The organism is Afipia sp. MLSD5-FHT05B12, from assembly GCF_058793355.1.
The window spans coordinates 221,443-237,355 of sequence record NZ_JBXAFS010000003.1 but is presented as its reverse complement, the minus strand read 5'-3'; the positions used below and the strand labels follow the sequence as shown (position 1 = coordinate 237,355).

The following is a 15,913-nucleotide window of genomic DNA, read 5'->3' as shown; positions in this document are numbered from 1 at the left end:
CATCGGCCGAACCTCCGCAACAGTTACGTCACGTCACCGCTGCGGAACGCCGCCCCTTCGCACGCCCCGTGCGACGGAAGGATGACCGGTACAGGCAGGTCTCCTGGCTCGCGGATCGTCGCCGTTGTCCGCCTTCCCAAGCCCGGCTGAAAAGCCTTCGCTCAGTGGCCTCATGGACAACGGCTCACCGCTGACAGTTGCGGGGGCAGCTTCGGACTGGCCGTGCATGCGTCACTCTGACGAAACGCACGGCGGCACCGAATTCCCTATTCGCCAGCTTGCGCTGGCACCTGTGCCGTGGTTGCAATCAACCGGCGAGGGGTTGCCTTGTCAATGACACAGTGTGCAAGAAACCCAATGCGATGCCTCAGGCCATGGACTTCATCGGAATGCGTTGCAAATTGGTGACATATACGCGGAGCGCGGCGCTGGCGCTGGCTGCGCTCTGTGTTTCCGGCTGTGCATGGACCGGCGGCAGCGATGGCCTGTCCTACACCGCCGATCGCGGTGTCGAGAACCAGCCGTATCCGGCGAACTACCGCCCCGAACTGCTGGCTCTGCTGCGCACCTATCTGAACGACCCGGCCGGCATACGCGAGGCGGGAATTTCGGAGCCCGCGCAAAAGGAGGTCGGCGGACGCCGCCGCTACGTCGTTTGTGTGCGCTTTAATGCGCGCAGTGCGGGGCGTTACGCCGGCATCAAGGAACGCGCCGGCATGTATATCGACGGACGGCTCGATCGCATCATCGAGGAGACCGAGGATCTTTGTAAGGGCGTCACCTACGCCGCGTTTCCCGAACTGGAAAAGCTGACGCGCTGACGCCGGCTTCGATGCGACGGCGCCGTTGCAGCGCCGCCGCGATGAAGCGAGGTCCTATGAGAAGTGCTGGACGATGGCCGCGAAGCCGCGTCCCCATGCGCGGTAGTTCGCGACTTCGAGCGGGATCGGCTCGGCGGCGACCCTGACGATCACCAGTTCGCTGATCGGATCGATGTAGATCCACTGGCCATGGATGCCGATGCAGCACAGCGTGCGCCGCTTGCGGTCGATCTGGTAGAACTTGCTGCGATAGGCCGCGTCCGGAAACATCGCGGCGAATTCGCCGCGCGCCCACGCCGCCGGATCGCCGTTGTCGTTGATGTCGTCGATCCACCAGCCCGGCACCACTTGCCTGCCGTTCGCGACACCGCGTTGCCGGATCATTTCTCCGAAGCGGGCGAGGTCGCGCGGGGCGGCGCAGATGCCTCCGGCGGCGCGCATGGCGCCTTCCGGATCGAGGGTGACATAGGCGTCGATTTCCGCGCCGAGCGGCGTCCAGAGATACTCGCCGAGCAAATCGGAGAGGGCGCGGCCCGCCGCGCGCTCATAGACCCAGCCGAGCATGTCGGTGTTGGTCGAGACATAATGGAACGTGTCGCCGTGGGTCTTGCCGTCGGGCCTCTGGGTCGCGAGATATTCGCGCAGCGCCATGGTGCTCTGGCCGGGTTTAATGACATCCCATCCCACCGCGCGGCGATAGCGCGCGACATCGCCATCCGGATCGACGTAATCCTCGGTGAAGGCGATGCCGACCGACATGTCGAGCAGGTGCCGTACCGAGCAGCCGCCATACACCGACGACGAGACTTCAGGCACGTAATCGGTCACGGGCCGGTTGGGATTGAGAAATCCCTTGTCCGCGAGAATTCCGCCGAGCGCGCCGCAGATCGACTTGCTTACGGAGAACACGATATGCGGCGTCAAAGCATCCATGCCGCCCGCGTACCACTCGGCTGCGATCCGGCCGCGGCGAAGAACCAGAAACCCCTTGGTGTTCGTGGTGCGCAGCGCATCGCGCAATGTGGTCCGTCCCTTGTTGCCCTCGAAGGCAACGTCGCCGATTTCGACCAGCGAACTGTCCAGCGGGATGGGGTTTTTCGACGCCGCGATGTTCGCGGTCGGCAGCAGGCGGCGGACGTTGTGAAAGCTCCAGTCGCTGGAGGGCTGTGTGCGCCAGTTGGCGAGGGTTACAAGATTGTCCCGCGCTGGCGGGAATTCGGTCATCAGATTTTTAGAGAGACTCTTTGCGGTCGGTTTGGCTGTCATGTTTTTCTTTTTCTCTGGCTGAAAGAAACGCAGGCATTGTGCGTTTAAATCGGCGCATGACAACACTGCGCCGCACAACCATCCGGCGGAGACCGGGAGAATCGGACTCCGAAAGGGAAAACTGACAAGGGGGTCCGTGAAAAACAATGGGCGAGACTCCGCGCCGACACCGCGTTCAAATCTCCAAATGACGAGGATGATTCTCAGACTGGCTCCCGAGGGGCCCATTGCCGTCGATACGCTGCTCGCCGTCACCTTGGCGGTCGCGGCTGCGCTCAACGCATGGTGCCTCAGCGCCTATCTTTAGACAGGCACACGAACGGCCGGACCGGCTGAGCCGATTCGGCCGCGCTGATGTGATGTGCAGGCTATCCTGGCCCTGGCTTCGCCATTACTTCGCGTTGTCCGAGTACTTGAACGCGGGCATGGCCTTGAGCTGATCCTTGGTCCCGCTCATGACTGCATGGTCCGGGTACCATTCATTCCTGGTTGCGGTCGCAGCCATGCCGCCGCCCGCGGCGCCTGTCGTTGTCGAAGGCCGCGCCGTTGAAGTTGACGACGTGCCGGACGGCCCCGGCATCTTGTCGGCGGAGGCCGAGCGGATCGGCTCATCAACCCATTTCAACTTGTCGAACGTCACTGCGATGTCGTGCTGGCCGACGCCGAGAAAGCCGCCGACGCCGATGATCACGGCGTTGATCTTGCCGCTCTTGTCGAGCAGGATTTCGCTGATGTCGCCGAGCTTTTCGTTGGAGTCGTTATAAACCGCGAGGCCGACAAGCTTGGAAGCCCGCCAGTTGCCCTTCAGGTTCATCTGTTCGCTGGATGCCGACGCGGCCGGTGCAGGGGAAGGCGACGCCGGCGTTGTGGTCTGTGCGAACGCCGCTCCACCAGCCAACGCGGTTCCGAGCAGAGCTGCCGCCACATATTTCTTAATCATCGGATTCTCCTTTCAATACGTCGATTGAAACGGAAGAACCCAAACCGTTTGCTTATGTTCCGGGAACTATCACTGTTCCCCCGCGTCAATTTAGCTGGTTACGCGGTATCGTTTGCGACCGCAGCGGAACCTCGCCGGTTTCGATCGCGGCATGGAGATTGTTGAGCTGTGCTTCAAGAAATTCGTTCGCCGCGAGCAGCGCCATCAAGGCACCGCGCGTGTCACCGCCGCATTGTGCGATGACGTCGTCGAGGGCATTTTCATAACGGTCGTCATGTGGCTTTGCAAAAGGCATGATCGTCCTCGTTCGTTGATCGCCTGAATCGCCGTCTACCTGTGCGGGCAACGGTGACAGGACCGTGACCGTTCCAAGGCATGCCGACTTGTCCACGCAATTCACAGGCATTTTGACGCAGGACAGAGGAATATCCGGCTCTCGCGCGATGTTATTTCGCGGCCTGATCCACTGACCAGACGTCGAAAATCCCGAGATTGTAGAGGAAAGCGAGAGCGGCAATCACACCGATCGCGGCGATCAGGTATTTGTGGTGCGCACGAAATCCACCATTGCCGTCCATGCGAAATCCTCCGGGCACACATTCCCTGCCGCATCATTGGTGACGCAAACCGGACGACAGCGCAAACCGATTGATGCCCGCGGCGAAATCGCCGGCGGACCAGATCATGGAAATATCAGACGAGGTTGATGGCGGGGTTCCCGGAACCTCCTGCGCGCGCCGTCGCTGAAAGCTCGTCCGGGATGAACGGAGCGAAGATGCGAAGGCTTGCGGCGGCGGCTATTTCGCTGGTCCGGTGCCCTGGCGGTGCCGATGGGTGGTCTTGTCCCCGGACGGCGGCGCTGATAGCTGTTCCCCCGTTGCCGGTTTAGCTCAGCGGTAGAGCAGCGGTTTTGTAAACCGAAGGTCGGGAGTTCAATCCTCTCAACCGGCACCACGTGCCTCCTGGCAGTGCGCTTCTCCGGCCGGCCGTTAACCTTCCGCTTTCCAAAATCTTATTGAAATCGCTCGCAATTGAAGGAGTGAGAATGCTTACGCGTTAGGCTTACCTAACGATTGGGCAGGGCCTTTAACTCCTCTAACGGCCTGCTGGAATAGGGTGCGCCTTCAACCGAAGGCATAATCCCATGCGCGCGATAACGGCTCTGGCGATACTGATTGGAACGGCGGCAACGGCTTTGGCCGATACCGGTCCGCTGATCGTGATCCCCGGCCGCGCGGGTGTTCCCGTGATGATCAACGGCCGCGACGCATCCTACGCCGTCGTCGAAGGCGAGTGGGGCCTCGCAAAACATTTCAAGAATGCGGATCGCGTTTACGGCGGCTGGGACCGCTACATCGGGCCGGAGGTCGGGCACTATTATCCGAGCGCCGGACGCACGCCGGGCTATGGCCGTCTCGAAATTCAGCCGCCTGCCAATCGCGCGCTGCCGCAGCCCGCGGAGAGCTATCACCGCTCCTGGTCCGCGCAATCCGCGCCGCCCGCGCCGCAGCCGCAGTACGACGTTCCCGAATATCCGCCGGCGATCATTGAAGCGCCGCGGGATAGTTATCGGCCGAACGGCTTCAAGCCCAGTTACCGGCCGAATGGTTTCCGGCCCGATCTGAAAAAATAGACCAGAACCAAAACAAAAGCGTTCAACAGGAGAGAGTAATGCGTCAGACGATTGCAGGATTGATTGCGGGAGTGGCCTTCGCCGCGACCATGGCGACGGCGGCCCCGGCGCAGGCATGTGCGGTGACCGATCCGTGCGGCAGCTACGGCTATTACGCTTACAGCTACGGATGCGGTTACGGCGCGTGCGGCGTGCGCGAGCGTCTGACCGATCCGGACGCTTATCAGACTTATGCGAGCCCGCAGTATTACTGGGTGAATCAGGGCCCGACCTATACCGGCCCCGGCAATTTCGCTCCGGTGCCGACCTATCAGGAACGCGCGGTGGTCGGTTCGCGCTACTACGGCCGGCCTTATCGCTACGGTTATGACGGCGGCCCGTATGGCAACGCCACCAGCCATTACTATGACGGCGCCCCCGGCGTGCAGGGACCGGTGGTCACCAGCTATCGCTTCGCCCGCCGCCACTATCACCGTCATCACGGCTATCACCGCATGCACATGCGCCCGCATCGCATGGCGCCGAAGTACTATTACACGCAGCGCCACCATGGCCAGTCGATGGCTCACGGCCCGCGCATGCATCGCATGAAGCCGCATCACCATATGCATTGATCGATCGTTCGGTCTGAGCGCATAACGCCCGCCTGCATCGCGCAGGCGGGCGTTTGTGATTCAGCCCATCAGGCCGAGACGGCTCGTGCCGATATAGAGCGCGAGCGCGGCGGCGTTCGAGACGTTGAGGCTCTTGATCGCACCGGGCATGTCCATGCGCGCGACGACGCCGCAGGTTTCACGCGTGAGCTGACGCAGGCCTTTGCCTTCCGCGCCCAGCACCAGCGCCAGCGGCGCGTGCAGCGGCACGGTGCTGAGATCGCCCTGGCCTTCGCTGTCGAGACCCACCGTCAGGAAGCCTGCGTCGTTCATCTCGCCAAGCGCGCGATGCAGGTTCGGGACTTCGATGATCGGCACAAGCTCGAGGGCGCCGGACGCGGATTTCGCCAGCACGCCGGTCGCTTCCGGGCTGTGCCGTCCGGTGGTGATGATCGCCTTGACGCCGAAGGCCGCGGCCGAGCGCAGGATCGCGCCGACATTGTGCGGATCGGTAATCTGGTCGAGTACCAGCACGATGCCATCCTGCGGCAGTTCGTCGAGATGCAGGCCGGGCAGGGGATCGGCCTCGGCGAGCAGGCCCTGATGCACGGCATCCGGCCCGAGCCGGCGGTCGATGTCGCCCGGATGCACCAGTTCCGGCGGAACGCGGGTGTCGATCTTCTCGTCGGCAAGCCGGCGGGCCACGTTTTCGGTGACGAACAGCTTGCGGATGCGTCTCTGGGGATTGGCCAGCGCCATGGTGACGGAGTGCCAGCCATAGAGGATGACCGGGCCTTCGCCCTTGGCGTGGCTTTTGGCCTCGCGGTCGCGCCAGTGAGGGCGTCCTTGAGGCTTTCCCTGATGCTTCCCGGAACGCTCCCCGTGGCGCTCCCGGTCGCGGTCACCGCCGCGTCCGCCCGGTTTGGGGCCTTTGAAACGTGATTTGCGGTCTCGATCGCTCATGCGGCCTTGTCCCACGGAGCTGAAATAATGGCAATTTCCGGCTTTGGACGGCGCGAAGGGAAATGTGACATTTATCCCGGCGTTGGTTGACTTTACCCCGGCGCTTCGCCCATAAACGCGCCGACCGGGCGCCCGTCTACGGGCACGCTTTTTACCGTCATCCATGGCCGTTCAACCACCCCGTTCGGGTGGGCGAGGGTGTCGGGTGACGTCGAGCGGGGGAGTGTCCCGAGTGGCAAAGGGAGCTGACTGTAAATCAGCCGCCGTATGGCTTCGAAGGTTCGAGTCCTTCTTCCCCCACCAATTTGAAATCGCCCGGAATTTGTTTCCGGGCGATTTTTTTATTTGTACGCGCCTGTGCGCCCAGCAGCGCTTTCGGCAGGATATTCACGATGGGATTTCAATCGGCGGCATCAGTCCGATGCTCGTCTTCGTGTCGCGTCTGGCCGCCTGCCGGGATTCGGCGAATCGGGACTGACCCGTCATTCGCCTCCGTCTCAGTCGTAATTCGGTCTCAGTCGTAATAATGCCGGTGATGACGGCGAACCTTGCGTGGCTTCACCACGCGCACGCCCGGTTCGGCATATCGGCCTTGTTCGGCAAAGGCGAAGACCGGGTTGACCTGACAATATGCCCTGCGGCCGGATGCGCTGGCCATGCACTGGGCGTATGTATTGTAATAACAAGTGCCTGGGCCGGCAGCGAAGCCTTCGACCAGGCAGTAACGGTAGTCCCGTGCTTCGGCAGAACCTGTGCCGAACACGGCAACGCCTGCCAGGGCCAGAGCGGCTAAAAGTGCCTTGCGCATGAAATATCTCCCGGTTGGAATAGGCTTAAAGCGAGAACCCGCACCCGGGAATATGGTTCCGCTGGTTACGCACTGCAAATCAATCGTGGTTGAGGCGGCGGGACGGCCATGCTAGGTCTCGCCGCGCCGCGGGTGTAGCTCAATGGTAGAGCAGCAGCCTTCCAAGCTGAATACGAGGGTTCGATTCCCTTCACCCGCTCCAATCTCGCGCCCCTAAAAACCTCGACACATCAACGGTTTGTAAACGGGCCACGTTTGCAGTTAAGCGGACGTTGACGGCGTCAAGAGACGTGTTGGGCGCACATCGAGCGCAACATATTTTTCTAAGTCGATGTAATCACAATAGAGCAATAGCTTCGCGCGAAGCATACTGAGTGAGGATTGCAAGATGTCATCGGATGGCGGGATTTTCCCAACGGTAGATCGCGTCTCAGTCGACCTTAATGCTGTAACGGCCTTTACTCGCGAAGCAGAGTTCACCGCGCTTGCATTCGATCTCCTGAAGGAAGTCGCGCACTACGTAACCATCGCTGCGTGTGTGATGGGTCCAAAGCCAACGTGGACTAGAGACTTGGCCGCGGTTGGAGGCAATATGGTCAGGCTCTGGAAAATACTGGGCGCATTTCTGGATCAGACGATGCAGCGCAGGTACGAGACGACGACGATCTTTGCTCGCTTGGCTTTCGAAACTATAGTCAATGTTCGATACCTCGCTGAAAATTTTAGCCCTGGTCTCGTCGACAGCTTTGTCCGACATTCGTTCCGGCATGAGAGGCGCTTGGTCGATAAGATCAACCAGAACGTCTCAGAGAGAGGTGGGGAAGCGCTTCATATTGAGCAGCGTATGCTCAAGTCCATTAACAGGTCTGCTCACTTTGCCGGCATAAGACTCGAAGATGTTGATCTGAAAGATCGTGCTCCATGGGGAGGAAAACATCTGAGAGACAAAGCAAAGGCGGTCGGGCTCGAAAGTGCATATGATGCGGCTTTCGGCGGGATGTCCCATAATGTTCATGGAGCCTGGCAAGACCTTTATCAGTTTCAACTTGAATCAGAAGACGGAGAACACTTCGCTCCCAAGCTCCGTTGGGGCAATCCAAGGCCACAAATCATATTGGCGCTAGGTCAACTATCAATCGGTGCGGTTCGTTCGTCAGTCGCTTTCCTTGCAGGTGAGGAAGCACTCCAGGCGCTGGAGGCACAACTAGACGATCTCGAAGATCGGTTGCACTCCGTAAACGTTGCTCACGAAGCATACCTGTCTAAGAAGATTTGGCCTGCAATTTAACAACGGGACGAGCGCGTGACATCGCGATCAAAACTTGGACGTCCGATCGCCGGACGAGGGTTCGATTCCCTTCACCCGCTCCAAACTTCCCTGAAAATTGATATTCAGCGCGCCCCGAGAGATCGCCTCACGAATCGTCGAGCTTGTTGAGGTCACGCACCGACTGCATGATCGGGTCGAAATTCGAGCGCGCATCCAGCGCATCGAACAGTTGCGCGGTGTCGGAGAGGAGCGCGTGGGAGCGCTGAATCGCGATCCGCACGTCATCCTGCGGTGTGTCCGACAGGCGGCCATGCCCGGACAACAGTATCTTTGAGTCCAGGCCCTTCAGCCGCTCCAGCGACTGGATGTAATCGCTGATGCTGCCCGATCCGAACACGCCGCCCATCACGCCGCCGGGCATCAGGGTGTCGGCGGCGAACAGCAGCCCCTTGTCCTGATCGAACAGGCTGATGCACGCGGAGGTGTGGCCGGGCGTGTACATCACGGTCAGCCGGAAGTTGCCGAGGTCGATCAGGTTGCCTTCCTCGAGCCAGATGTCGATGTCGATCGGCACGCTCGGCTCGTTGAACATCTTGCGCAGCATCGAGAAGTCGTCGCGCAGCATGATCTTGTTCGCGGCCAGGCGGTGCGCGGCGATGATCGTCTTCCCGGTGAAATGATATGCGGCGCCGATATGGTCGAGATGCTCGTGGCTCAGCACCACCATGTCGATGTCCGCAGGCTTGACGCCGAGATGCTGAAGGCATTCCAGCAGATGCGGATAGTTCGACGACAGGCCGACGTCGATCATGATGGTCCGCTTGCTGCCGCGGACCAGATAGGCGTTGGCGGCGCGGTTCTTGAACCGGATCTGATAGACGTCCGCGGCGGCCTGGATCAGGGAGCAGACGTCATTGTTGAGAAGAATCGGAAAGGGCGAGGGTTTCCGGTCGCTCATGGCGCCGCGGTCCTGAAGTTGACGGCGTTGGAGGCCCGCAACCGTTTGCTCAGCGCGTCCATGATCATCAGCGCGAAGGCCGGCTGCTGGCTGACGAGGTAGACGAATCGGGCGTGATTGATCCGCATCACGCGGGTGCCGGGCACGGCCGCGATCGCGCTCGCCGAGCGCGAGGAGCCGTCGATGACAGCCATTTCTCCGAAGAACTCACCCTTGCCGAGCGTGACGATGATCGTCCTGTCCGCGCCGGAATTCTTGACGATGTCGACCTTGCCGTCGAGCACCACGAACAGCTCGCGGCCGGTCGATCCCTCCTCGAAAATGACCTCCGAGGCGGCATACTCATTGATGCATTTCTCGATGGTCATGGCGCACCTCAGCCTTCCGGCGACGGTTTGCCTATATACTAGGCGGGAATCCGGGCGACGCAATCGCGACGATACGGCGCGCGAGAATTGCCGCAGAGCACAAGCAAGCGAGGAACTGGCGGCAATTTTAAGCGCTGGCCGTATTCCGAGGCGCGGGTCTGTCCGCGGCAATCTCGCGGACGATCTGGAAAAAGGCCGTCATCGCGGGCGACGGCGTGCGATGACGTTGGGTGATGAGGCCGAATACGATGTCGATCGGTGTCGGGTTCATCACAAGATGAGCGAGTTCGCCCCGGCGCCAATAGGGCTCAAGCAGGGGGATCGGCGCCCAGCTGATGGCATCGCTTGCCATCACGGCTCCCCGCATAGCCGCAAAGCTCTCGACCCAAATTCGGGGGACGAATCCGCCGGACTTCGGCACGGTCAGCGCGCGATTGTCGCCGACGCTGTCCATGACTTCAGATGAGTAGTGTGAGGGACGAGGGCCGGCCAGCGGATAATCCGCGAGATCCATCTCTCCGATCACGCCGCGTCGCAGCAGCGGATGACCGGGGCGACAGAACAACGCCACGTTGACGGTGATCAGCTTGTCGAACGCGAGATCATCGAGCCCGCGCACTTCGACGAGGTCGCCGACCGCGATGTCGGCATTGCCGTTCAGCACGTCTTTCACGGCGCGACGGCTTTCGCTGGAGCGCAGGCGGCAGCGGACATTCGGAAATTCCATGGCGAGCCGTCCGAGCGCCTGAGGCACCCAAAGCTCCGACGGAAAGGTTCCTGCAACGACAGCCAGTTCGCCGACCTCAAGTCCCTTCGCCAGCCGGATCTCGCGGATGAGGTTATCCATGCTGCGCGCAACGGGCTGGCCCCACTCCAGCAGAATTTTGCCAAACATCGTCGGTTCGGGAACGCCTGTCCCGCGGTCGAACAGCCGGGCGTCCAGTTCGGTCTCCAGCGCCTGAAGTGCTCGCGTCAGGGCAGACTGGGTGATGCCCAACGCCTCGGCAGCGCGCCCGAAGTGGCGGTGGCGCTCAAGCGCCGCGACAATCTCGATATGCCTCAGCGTTATCACGATGTGGATTTCTCATTGATATTTGAGTTCCATGAATTTGACACATCAGACGGTGCTTTGCCATCCATTTGATGGGGGCGTTGATGCGATTCGCGTCGCGGGTGCGCCAATCTTCATCAGTCGTTCTGCGTGACCAGGAATCGGGGGCTTACGTTGCTGCCAGTTTGTTGTGCGGGTGCTCGCCCGTTTTCGTTTGCGCGCCGCTTAGTTTTTGGAGTTGCCAGCGTTGGCATCCTGTTCTGCGGGAGCGGCGAAGCACGCGCCTCTGCAGGTTGCGACAGCGTCAATGCCGGAACATTGAATGTCACGCAAACCGATGGGCCGGCGTTCTCGCAGAAAACGGTCACAGGCTTTGTGGTCGGCGACAAGATCACGTTCACCCTCACCGGGGTCAACGCCACGCTCGCGGCAGGTGGACAGTGGTGGATCACATCGGTTTCGGTTCCCGGAACGCTGCTCGATGACTACGGCATTTACTCCAGTGGTACGGTGGTTCGCACCTATACGGTGACCGGCAATGGCGGGGACACATCCCTCAAGCAAGTTTTGCGGTTACAGGTTCAGAATATCGGGGAAACCATCAGCGTGACCGCCGCCTGCTTACCCATCGGCGGCCACGCTTCGACAACACCGACCGATAGTCAGAAGCTGCGGGCCGTGCAGGTGCAGGGCTCGACGATGGCGGCGCAGGCCTCTGGCGCTGCGATTACCGGTGCGGTTGATGGCGCGATCGGCGATGCATTCGCCAATGGCGGCAGGCCGGTGACGTTCGGAGCGAACGGGATGTCATTCAATTTCGCGGCTGATCCGGATGCAGGTGTGGGCACGCGCTCGAATGTGACACGCCGCGCCGATGATGCGTTTGCTGCGCTGGCCTATGCTGGCGGTGCCACCAAGGCACCGCGCGTACCGGTGCCTGAACGGCAATGGAGTCTGTGGGCTGATATTCGCGGCACCGGCTGGGATCGCAACAATGCAACCGCGGGCGATCTTCGCGGCACGCAGATCAACGCCACCGTCGGCCTCGGATACAAGCTTCGTCCGGATGTTCTGGTCGGCGCGTTCGCGGGCTACGAGAACTTCAACTACGACTTCGCTTCGCTCTCCGGAAATCTCAAGGGCAGCGGCGGCACCGTTGGCGGCTACACCGCCTGGCGGATAGCGCCGACGCTGCGCTGGGACGCGATGGCGGGTTGGTCGGGTCTTTCCTATGACGGCGTGGCCGGCACGGCGAGCGGCAGTTTCACCGGCTCGCGGTGGATCGCGTCGACCGGGCTGACCGGGAATTACCGTGTCGCGGCTTTCGTCTTCGAGCCGTCCGCCAAGATTTACGCCCTGTGGGAGCACCAGGGCGCGTGGACCGACAGCGTCAAGGCGTCGCAGGCCTCGCGTGATTTTGCCACGGGCCGCATCTCGACCGGCGGTCGCGTGATCGTGCCATGGCAGGTGTCGGCCACGGCGACGCTCTCGCCCTATGTCGGTTTTTACGGCGACTGGCGCTTTGCGACTGACAACGCGCTGCCGGTCGGTGTGCCGTTCGTCGGCATCAGCGATGGCTGGTCCGGCCGGGTCACGGGTGGCGTCAACATCGCCATGGCTGGTGGCGGATCGCTTGCGCTCGGCGGCGAGTACGGCGGCATCGGTGCGAATTTCGGCGTGTGGACCGCCAACGCGCGGGCCAACTGGCCGTTCTGACTTGCCTGCGACAAGGCTCGAGGGTTGCCTCGCATCAGCTTTCTGTTTTTCGCGGATAACAAAAAAGGCGCGGAGCTATCCGCGCCTTTGATGGTTTTGCAGCGAAGGCTATCTCAATTACCTCTGGCTTCGCATTGCTGGAAGCGTGGGCCTTTCGGAGATCAAATCTGCCTCTATTTCCGCCTCAGGATAGCGGCCGAGAGACAGGAACAATGCTGCGGGAATCAGTTGCGCTGCGGCCAGCGTGAAGAGCGGCACCACCGCCCCGCCGCAGGCGACTGAGAGTTGCGCGAATGCAACCGGGCCGATCGCCGCGCCGACAAAGAATGCGAACAGAAACCAGCCAAAGGTCTTCGAGACTGCGCGTGTGCCGAAATAGCGGCTGGCGAGATAGGGCATAAGGTCCGTTTCGCCGCCGACCGCGCTGCCGCCAAGCGCTGCCGCAACGAAGATCAGCGCCTGTGTCGTCGTTGTTGCATAGAGTCCGAAACAGGCCGCAGCGAGCGTGATCGCCAGGATGCCAACGACCGGGGCTTGCAGTTTGTCCAGCAGATAGCCGAACCCGACGCGCCCAAGCAGAACGGAGAGACCCGACACGGCCTGTATCATCGCCACGTCGGCGAGGTTCATGCCTGCGGTCTCGGTCAGAATGAAGGCGATGTTGGCGGCGATCGCGTAAAGCGACAGGCCCATGATCGCGAAGCAGCCAGCAAGTTTCCAGAACGTCGCGGTGCGGATGATATCGCGAATGTCCATGCCGGCGGCTTCGCGCTTGCGAGCAGTTTCAGCTGATTGAGCGCCGCCCAATTGCACCCCGTCGGACGCCGGGCTGTCCTTCACGAGGAGAGTGACAAGAGGCAGGCAGACGAGCAGTTCGACGGCGGCCAGTGAGAGCAGGGTGGCCGACCATCCGGACTGCGCGATAATTTTCTGCGCCAGGATGGGAATAAGGAACGAGCCGACGGCCTGCGCACTGGCGGCAAGTCCCAGAGCTAATCCCCGCCTGCGGTCGAACCAGAGAGCAATGGCCCTCGCATAGGACACCACGTTGGTGCCGGCACTGACCAGACTGACCAGCCCGAAGGAGAGATACATTTGGGCCAGCGAATTCCCGATCTGACTCAACAGAATGAGCGAGATCGCGAAGAGCGCGATACTTCCCGTCGCAACCTTGCGCGAGCCCCACCGGTCGAGCATCCACCCGCAAACCGGATACATCGCTGTCTGGATAAGCAGGAAAATCGTGGCGGCTTTGGCAAGGTCGGGTTGGGTCCAGCCGAATTGCCGCGCCCATGCGCTGGCGAGGAGGGCAAAGCCCGCTCCCATGAAGACGAGTGAACCGAAGGAAATTCCAATCCCCGATCCGATAACAACTTTCCATCCCGCCTGGGATGTCCGCGCCGCCATGGTGATTCCTGCCTCAACCCTGAACTCAGGTGACGCTTTAGGGAAAGAGGCGACGAGCGCAAGGTTCGTTCGCAGGTGCAGCCTGCGGCGATCTCACGCGGAGGTCGTCGTGCCGGTTTTCGCGGTCACGCCGGCTTCATGTTCGCCATCACCATGGTTGCGATATCGGTATAGGTATTCACCAGCGGTCCCACGATCTTGTGCATTGCATTCTTGGAGACCAGCGTGTTGTGCATCACCAGATGATCGATGCCGGTGGTCAGGAAGCAGATCACCGCATCGCGCGGCGTCTCGATGATCGGCTCTCCCTTGACGTTGAATGACGTGTTGATGAGGACGGGCACGCCGGTCAGGGCGTCGAACTCTTTCAGCAGCCGATAGAGCGTCGGATTGGTTTCCTCGCGCACCGTCTGCACACGCGCCGTGCCATCGACGTGGACGATGGCGGGAATTTTGCCGCGCCATTCAGGGCGGACATTCTTGGCGATCAGCATGAAGGGTGAGTCTTCCTCGCCTTCGAAGATCTCCTTCGCGCGCTCATGGAGAACGATCGGTGCGAACGGCCGGAACGGCTGCCGGTGTTTCACCCGGCTGTTCAGGATGTCCTTCATCTCCGGCTTGCGCGGATCGGCGAGCAGGCTGCGGTTGCCGAGTGCGCGAGGGCCGAACTCGGAGCGGTCCTGAAACCAGCCGATCACCTTCTGATCGGCGAGCAGTTTGGCGGTGTCGCGGGCGATATTGTCGCTCTTTGTCTGCGTGGTCTGGACGCGCACGAGGGATTTGGCCGTGGCAGCATCCACCTCTTCGTCGGTATAGCGCCGGCCGACATAGGAATGATCCATCACGAACGAACGCGGCTGCTTGAGAATTTCCAGCCAGCCGTAATAGGCGCAGCCGATCGCGATGCCGTCGTCACCGGCGGCCGGTTGAATCCACACATTCTCAAAGCCAGATTCGCGCGCGACGCGGCCGTTAGCGACGCAGTTCAGCGCGACGCCGCCGGCGATGCTGAGATTTTTCGCGCCGGTAGTTTCGCGCAGCCATTCGGCGCGGGCGAGCAGCACCTTCTCGGTATCGTCCTGAACGCGCCAGGCGAGATCCTCCCAGTGCTTCATCAGCGGGCTGGTTTCCCATTTCTGGTCGCTGTCCGCGATGTAGGGCTTGTTCAGCTCGGACGTCCAGCGCGGAACGGTGAGGATGTTGTCCTTGATGTGCATCAGCGATTTGACATTGCCATGGCGCCCGTAAGGGGCGAGGCCCATCAGTTCGCCGCACTTGTTCCAGTCGCCGAAGATGTAGGTCGAAGCGCGGCTGTAGAGCGCGCCGAGGCCGGGCATGTTGTAGAATTCGTCGCTGAGGAAGCCGCGATCGGGCTCCATCCAGACCTTCTTGAGGCATTCGAGCTTCGAGCCCGAGAATTTGTAGTAGCTCTCCGACTCGCGCGCCAACGGCGTCGCGGTGTCGGTGGCAGGAAAGGACTCGTTTACGTCGGAGCGGTAGCTGCCGACGCCGTCGACGATCATGATCGCGCCTTCCTCGAAGGGCGAGACGGCGAACGCACTGTAGGCGTGGGCGAGATGGTGCGAGATCGACACCACCTTGTCGGAGCCCGACAGGAAGTAGGGATGGCTCTTGGCGTCGGCGCGTTCATATTCGGGAAGAAAGCCCGGCAGATCCTGATACAGCAGCCGGTCTTCCATTTCCGGGACCGGCAGGATGTAACAGTTGCGCACCACCAGATCGATGTCGTCGAGGGTGATGCCTTCGGCCTCCAGGCAATAGTCGATAACCTCCTTGTAGAAGCCGCTGGCGTGCTTTTCGCGGGTGATGCGCTCCTTCGCGATCGCGTAGGCGATCTCGCCATCCCGCAGCAGGCAGGCGCTCACGTCGTGGTCGTAGGTGTTGAGGCCGAGAACGTAAGTATGTTTTTTGGGCATGGACCAACTTTCGGAGCGGCGGGCTTAACGCTTAGTGACGGAAAAGGTTCGGATGGTTCAGGCGTGTCTCGCAATTGCGAAGATATTTCGTTCAGCATGATGAACAACGGTTCAGCAACAGCGGCGCAGGTGTCCAGACTAGCATGAAGACATTGTGCTACTTTGTCAGTTAACGCCAATGC

General features: G+C 61.2%; 16 protein-coding genes, 3 tRNA genes and 1 riboswitch. Of the genes, 8 read left to right on the top strand and 11 right to left on the bottom strand.

From position 1 onward, the window contains the following. Window positions 1-76: 76 nt before the first annotated feature. Window positions 77-309, bottom strand: a riboswitch (cobalamin riboswitch). 80 nt (window positions 310-389) lie between these two features. Then, entirely contained in the window at window positions 390-821 is a 432-nt protein-coding gene (locus tag AC1Q6J_RS05850) for a hypothetical protein (protein WP_492278378.1), read from the top strand. A 54-nt stretch (window positions 822-875) separates the two neighbouring features. Here AC1Q6J_RS05850 and AC1Q6J_RS05845 read toward each other — a convergent pair whose 3' ends face one another. The 4 genes from AC1Q6J_RS05845 to AC1Q6J_RS05830 all read right to left on the bottom strand — a co-directional run bounded on the left by AC1Q6J_RS05845 (window position 876) and on the right by AC1Q6J_RS05830 (window position 3,605). Continuing rightward, window positions 876-2,087 (bottom strand): serine hydrolase domain-containing protein, encoded by a 1,212-nt coding sequence (locus tag AC1Q6J_RS05845; RefSeq protein WP_492278377.1) that lies wholly within the window; start codon window positions 2,085-2,087, stop codon window positions 876-878. 391 nt (window positions 2,088-2,478) lie between these two features. After that, window positions 2,479-3,027 (bottom strand): PRC-barrel domain-containing protein, encoded by a 549-nt coding sequence (locus tag AC1Q6J_RS05840; protein WP_492278376.1) that lies wholly within the window; start codon window positions 3,025-3,027, stop codon window positions 2,479-2,481. A gap of 85 nt (window positions 3,028-3,112) precedes the next feature. Continuing rightward, window positions 3,113-3,322 carry a hypothetical protein gene (locus AC1Q6J_RS05835; protein WP_492278375.1) on the bottom strand — a complete coding sequence of 70 codons (210 nt, stop codon included), beginning with the start codon at window positions 3,320-3,322 and terminating at the stop codon, window positions 3,113-3,115. A 151-nt stretch (window positions 3,323-3,473) separates the two neighbouring features. Further along, window positions 3,474-3,605 (bottom strand): hypothetical protein, encoded by a 132-nt coding sequence (locus AC1Q6J_RS05830; protein WP_275451117.1) that lies wholly within the window; start codon window positions 3,603-3,605, stop codon window positions 3,474-3,476. 301 nt (window positions 3,606-3,906) lie between these two features. Between AC1Q6J_RS05830 and AC1Q6J_RS05825 the strand changes: the two genes are divergently transcribed. From AC1Q6J_RS05825 to AC1Q6J_RS05815, 3 genes are all read left to right on the top strand, one after another. Beyond that, window positions 3,907-3,981, top strand: a tRNA-Thr gene (locus AC1Q6J_RS05825). 190 nt (window positions 3,982-4,171) lie between these two features. Continuing rightward, complete coding sequence (locus AC1Q6J_RS05820) at window positions 4,172-4,660, top strand: hypothetical protein (protein ID WP_492278374.1); 489 nt, start codon at window positions 4,172-4,174, stop codon at window positions 4,658-4,660. A 38-nt stretch (window positions 4,661-4,698) separates the two neighbouring features. After that, window positions 4,699-5,274 carry a hypothetical protein gene (locus AC1Q6J_RS05815; protein ID WP_492278373.1) on the top strand — a complete coding sequence of 192 codons (576 nt, stop codon included), beginning with the start codon at window positions 4,699-4,701 and terminating at the stop codon, window positions 5,272-5,274. 60 nt (window positions 5,275-5,334) lie between these two features. Here AC1Q6J_RS05815 and AC1Q6J_RS05810 read toward each other — a convergent pair whose 3' ends face one another. Then, window positions 5,335-6,216 (bottom strand): TrmH family RNA methyltransferase, encoded by an 882-nt coding sequence (locus AC1Q6J_RS05810; RefSeq protein ID WP_492278372.1) that lies wholly within the window; start codon window positions 6,214-6,216, stop codon window positions 5,335-5,337. A gap of 217 nt (window positions 6,217-6,433) precedes the next feature. Here AC1Q6J_RS05810 and AC1Q6J_RS05805 point away from each other — a divergent pair. Beyond that, window positions 6,434-6,519: transfer RNA gene (locus tag AC1Q6J_RS05805), tRNA-Tyr, on the top strand. Between the two features lie 211 nt (window positions 6,520-6,730). On the opposite strand, the gene AC1Q6J_RS05800 is transcribed toward AC1Q6J_RS05805, so the two are convergent. After that, window positions 6,731-7,024 (bottom strand): DUF3551 domain-containing protein, encoded by a 294-nt coding sequence (locus tag AC1Q6J_RS05800; protein ID WP_492278371.1) that lies wholly within the window; start codon window positions 7,022-7,024, stop codon window positions 6,731-6,733. A gap of 128 nt (window positions 7,025-7,152) precedes the next feature. Between AC1Q6J_RS05800 and AC1Q6J_RS05795 the strand changes: the two genes are divergently transcribed. Both AC1Q6J_RS05795 and AC1Q6J_RS05790 read left to right on the top strand, forming a co-directional pair. Continuing rightward, window positions 7,153-7,226: transfer RNA gene (locus AC1Q6J_RS05795), tRNA-Gly, on the top strand. A 186-nt stretch (window positions 7,227-7,412) separates the two neighbouring features. Continuing rightward, complete coding sequence (locus tag AC1Q6J_RS05790) at window positions 7,413-8,312, top strand: DUF5677 domain-containing protein (protein ID WP_492278370.1); 900 nt, start codon at window positions 7,413-7,415, stop codon at window positions 8,310-8,312. Between the two features lie 127 nt (window positions 8,313-8,439). Here the strand turns inward: AC1Q6J_RS05790 and AC1Q6J_RS05785 are convergent, their stop codons facing one another. The 3 genes from AC1Q6J_RS05785 to AC1Q6J_RS05775 form a co-directional block, all read right to left on the bottom strand. Then, window positions 8,440-9,252, bottom strand: a complete 813-nt coding sequence (locus AC1Q6J_RS05785) for an MBL fold metallo-hydrolase (RefSeq protein ID WP_492278369.1) — start codon at window positions 9,250-9,252, stop codon at window positions 8,440-8,442. Beyond that, a complete protein-coding gene (locus AC1Q6J_RS05780) occupies window positions 9,249-9,620 on the bottom strand; it encodes a Crp/Fnr family transcriptional regulator (RefSeq protein ID WP_492278368.1) in 372 nt (123 codons plus the stop codon). The genes AC1Q6J_RS05785 and AC1Q6J_RS05780 overlap by 4 nt, the downstream gene beginning before the upstream one ends. Before the next feature lie 127 nt (window positions 9,621-9,747). Further along, on the bottom strand, window positions 9,748-10,692 hold the full coding sequence (locus AC1Q6J_RS05775; protein WP_492278367.1) for a LysR family transcriptional regulator: 945 nt from the start codon (window positions 10,690-10,692) through the stop codon (window positions 9,748-9,750). Window positions 10,693-10,989: 297 nt separating this feature from the next. On the opposite strand from AC1Q6J_RS05775, the gene AC1Q6J_RS05770 reads away from it, so the two are divergent. After that, window positions 10,990-12,387 carry an autotransporter outer membrane beta-barrel domain-containing protein gene (locus AC1Q6J_RS05770; protein ID WP_492278366.1) on the top strand — a complete coding sequence of 466 codons (1,398 nt, stop codon included), beginning with the start codon at window positions 10,990-10,992 and terminating at the stop codon, window positions 12,385-12,387. 117 nt (window positions 12,388-12,504) lie between these two features. On the opposite strand, the gene AC1Q6J_RS05765 is transcribed toward AC1Q6J_RS05770, so the two are convergent. Next, the gene (locus tag AC1Q6J_RS05765; RefSeq protein WP_492278365.1) at window positions 12,505-13,794 is read right to left on the bottom strand and encodes an MFS transporter; all 1,290 of its coding nucleotides are present in this window, start codon (window positions 13,792-13,794) and stop codon (window positions 12,505-12,507) included. Between the two features lie 125 nt (window positions 13,795-13,919). Beyond that, window positions 13,920-15,731: a carbamoyltransferase family protein gene (locus AC1Q6J_RS05760; RefSeq protein ID WP_492278364.1), complete on the bottom strand. Its 1,812-nt coding sequence runs from the start codon at window positions 15,729-15,731 to the stop codon at window positions 13,920-13,922. Window positions 15,732-15,913: the final 182 nt, after the last annotated feature.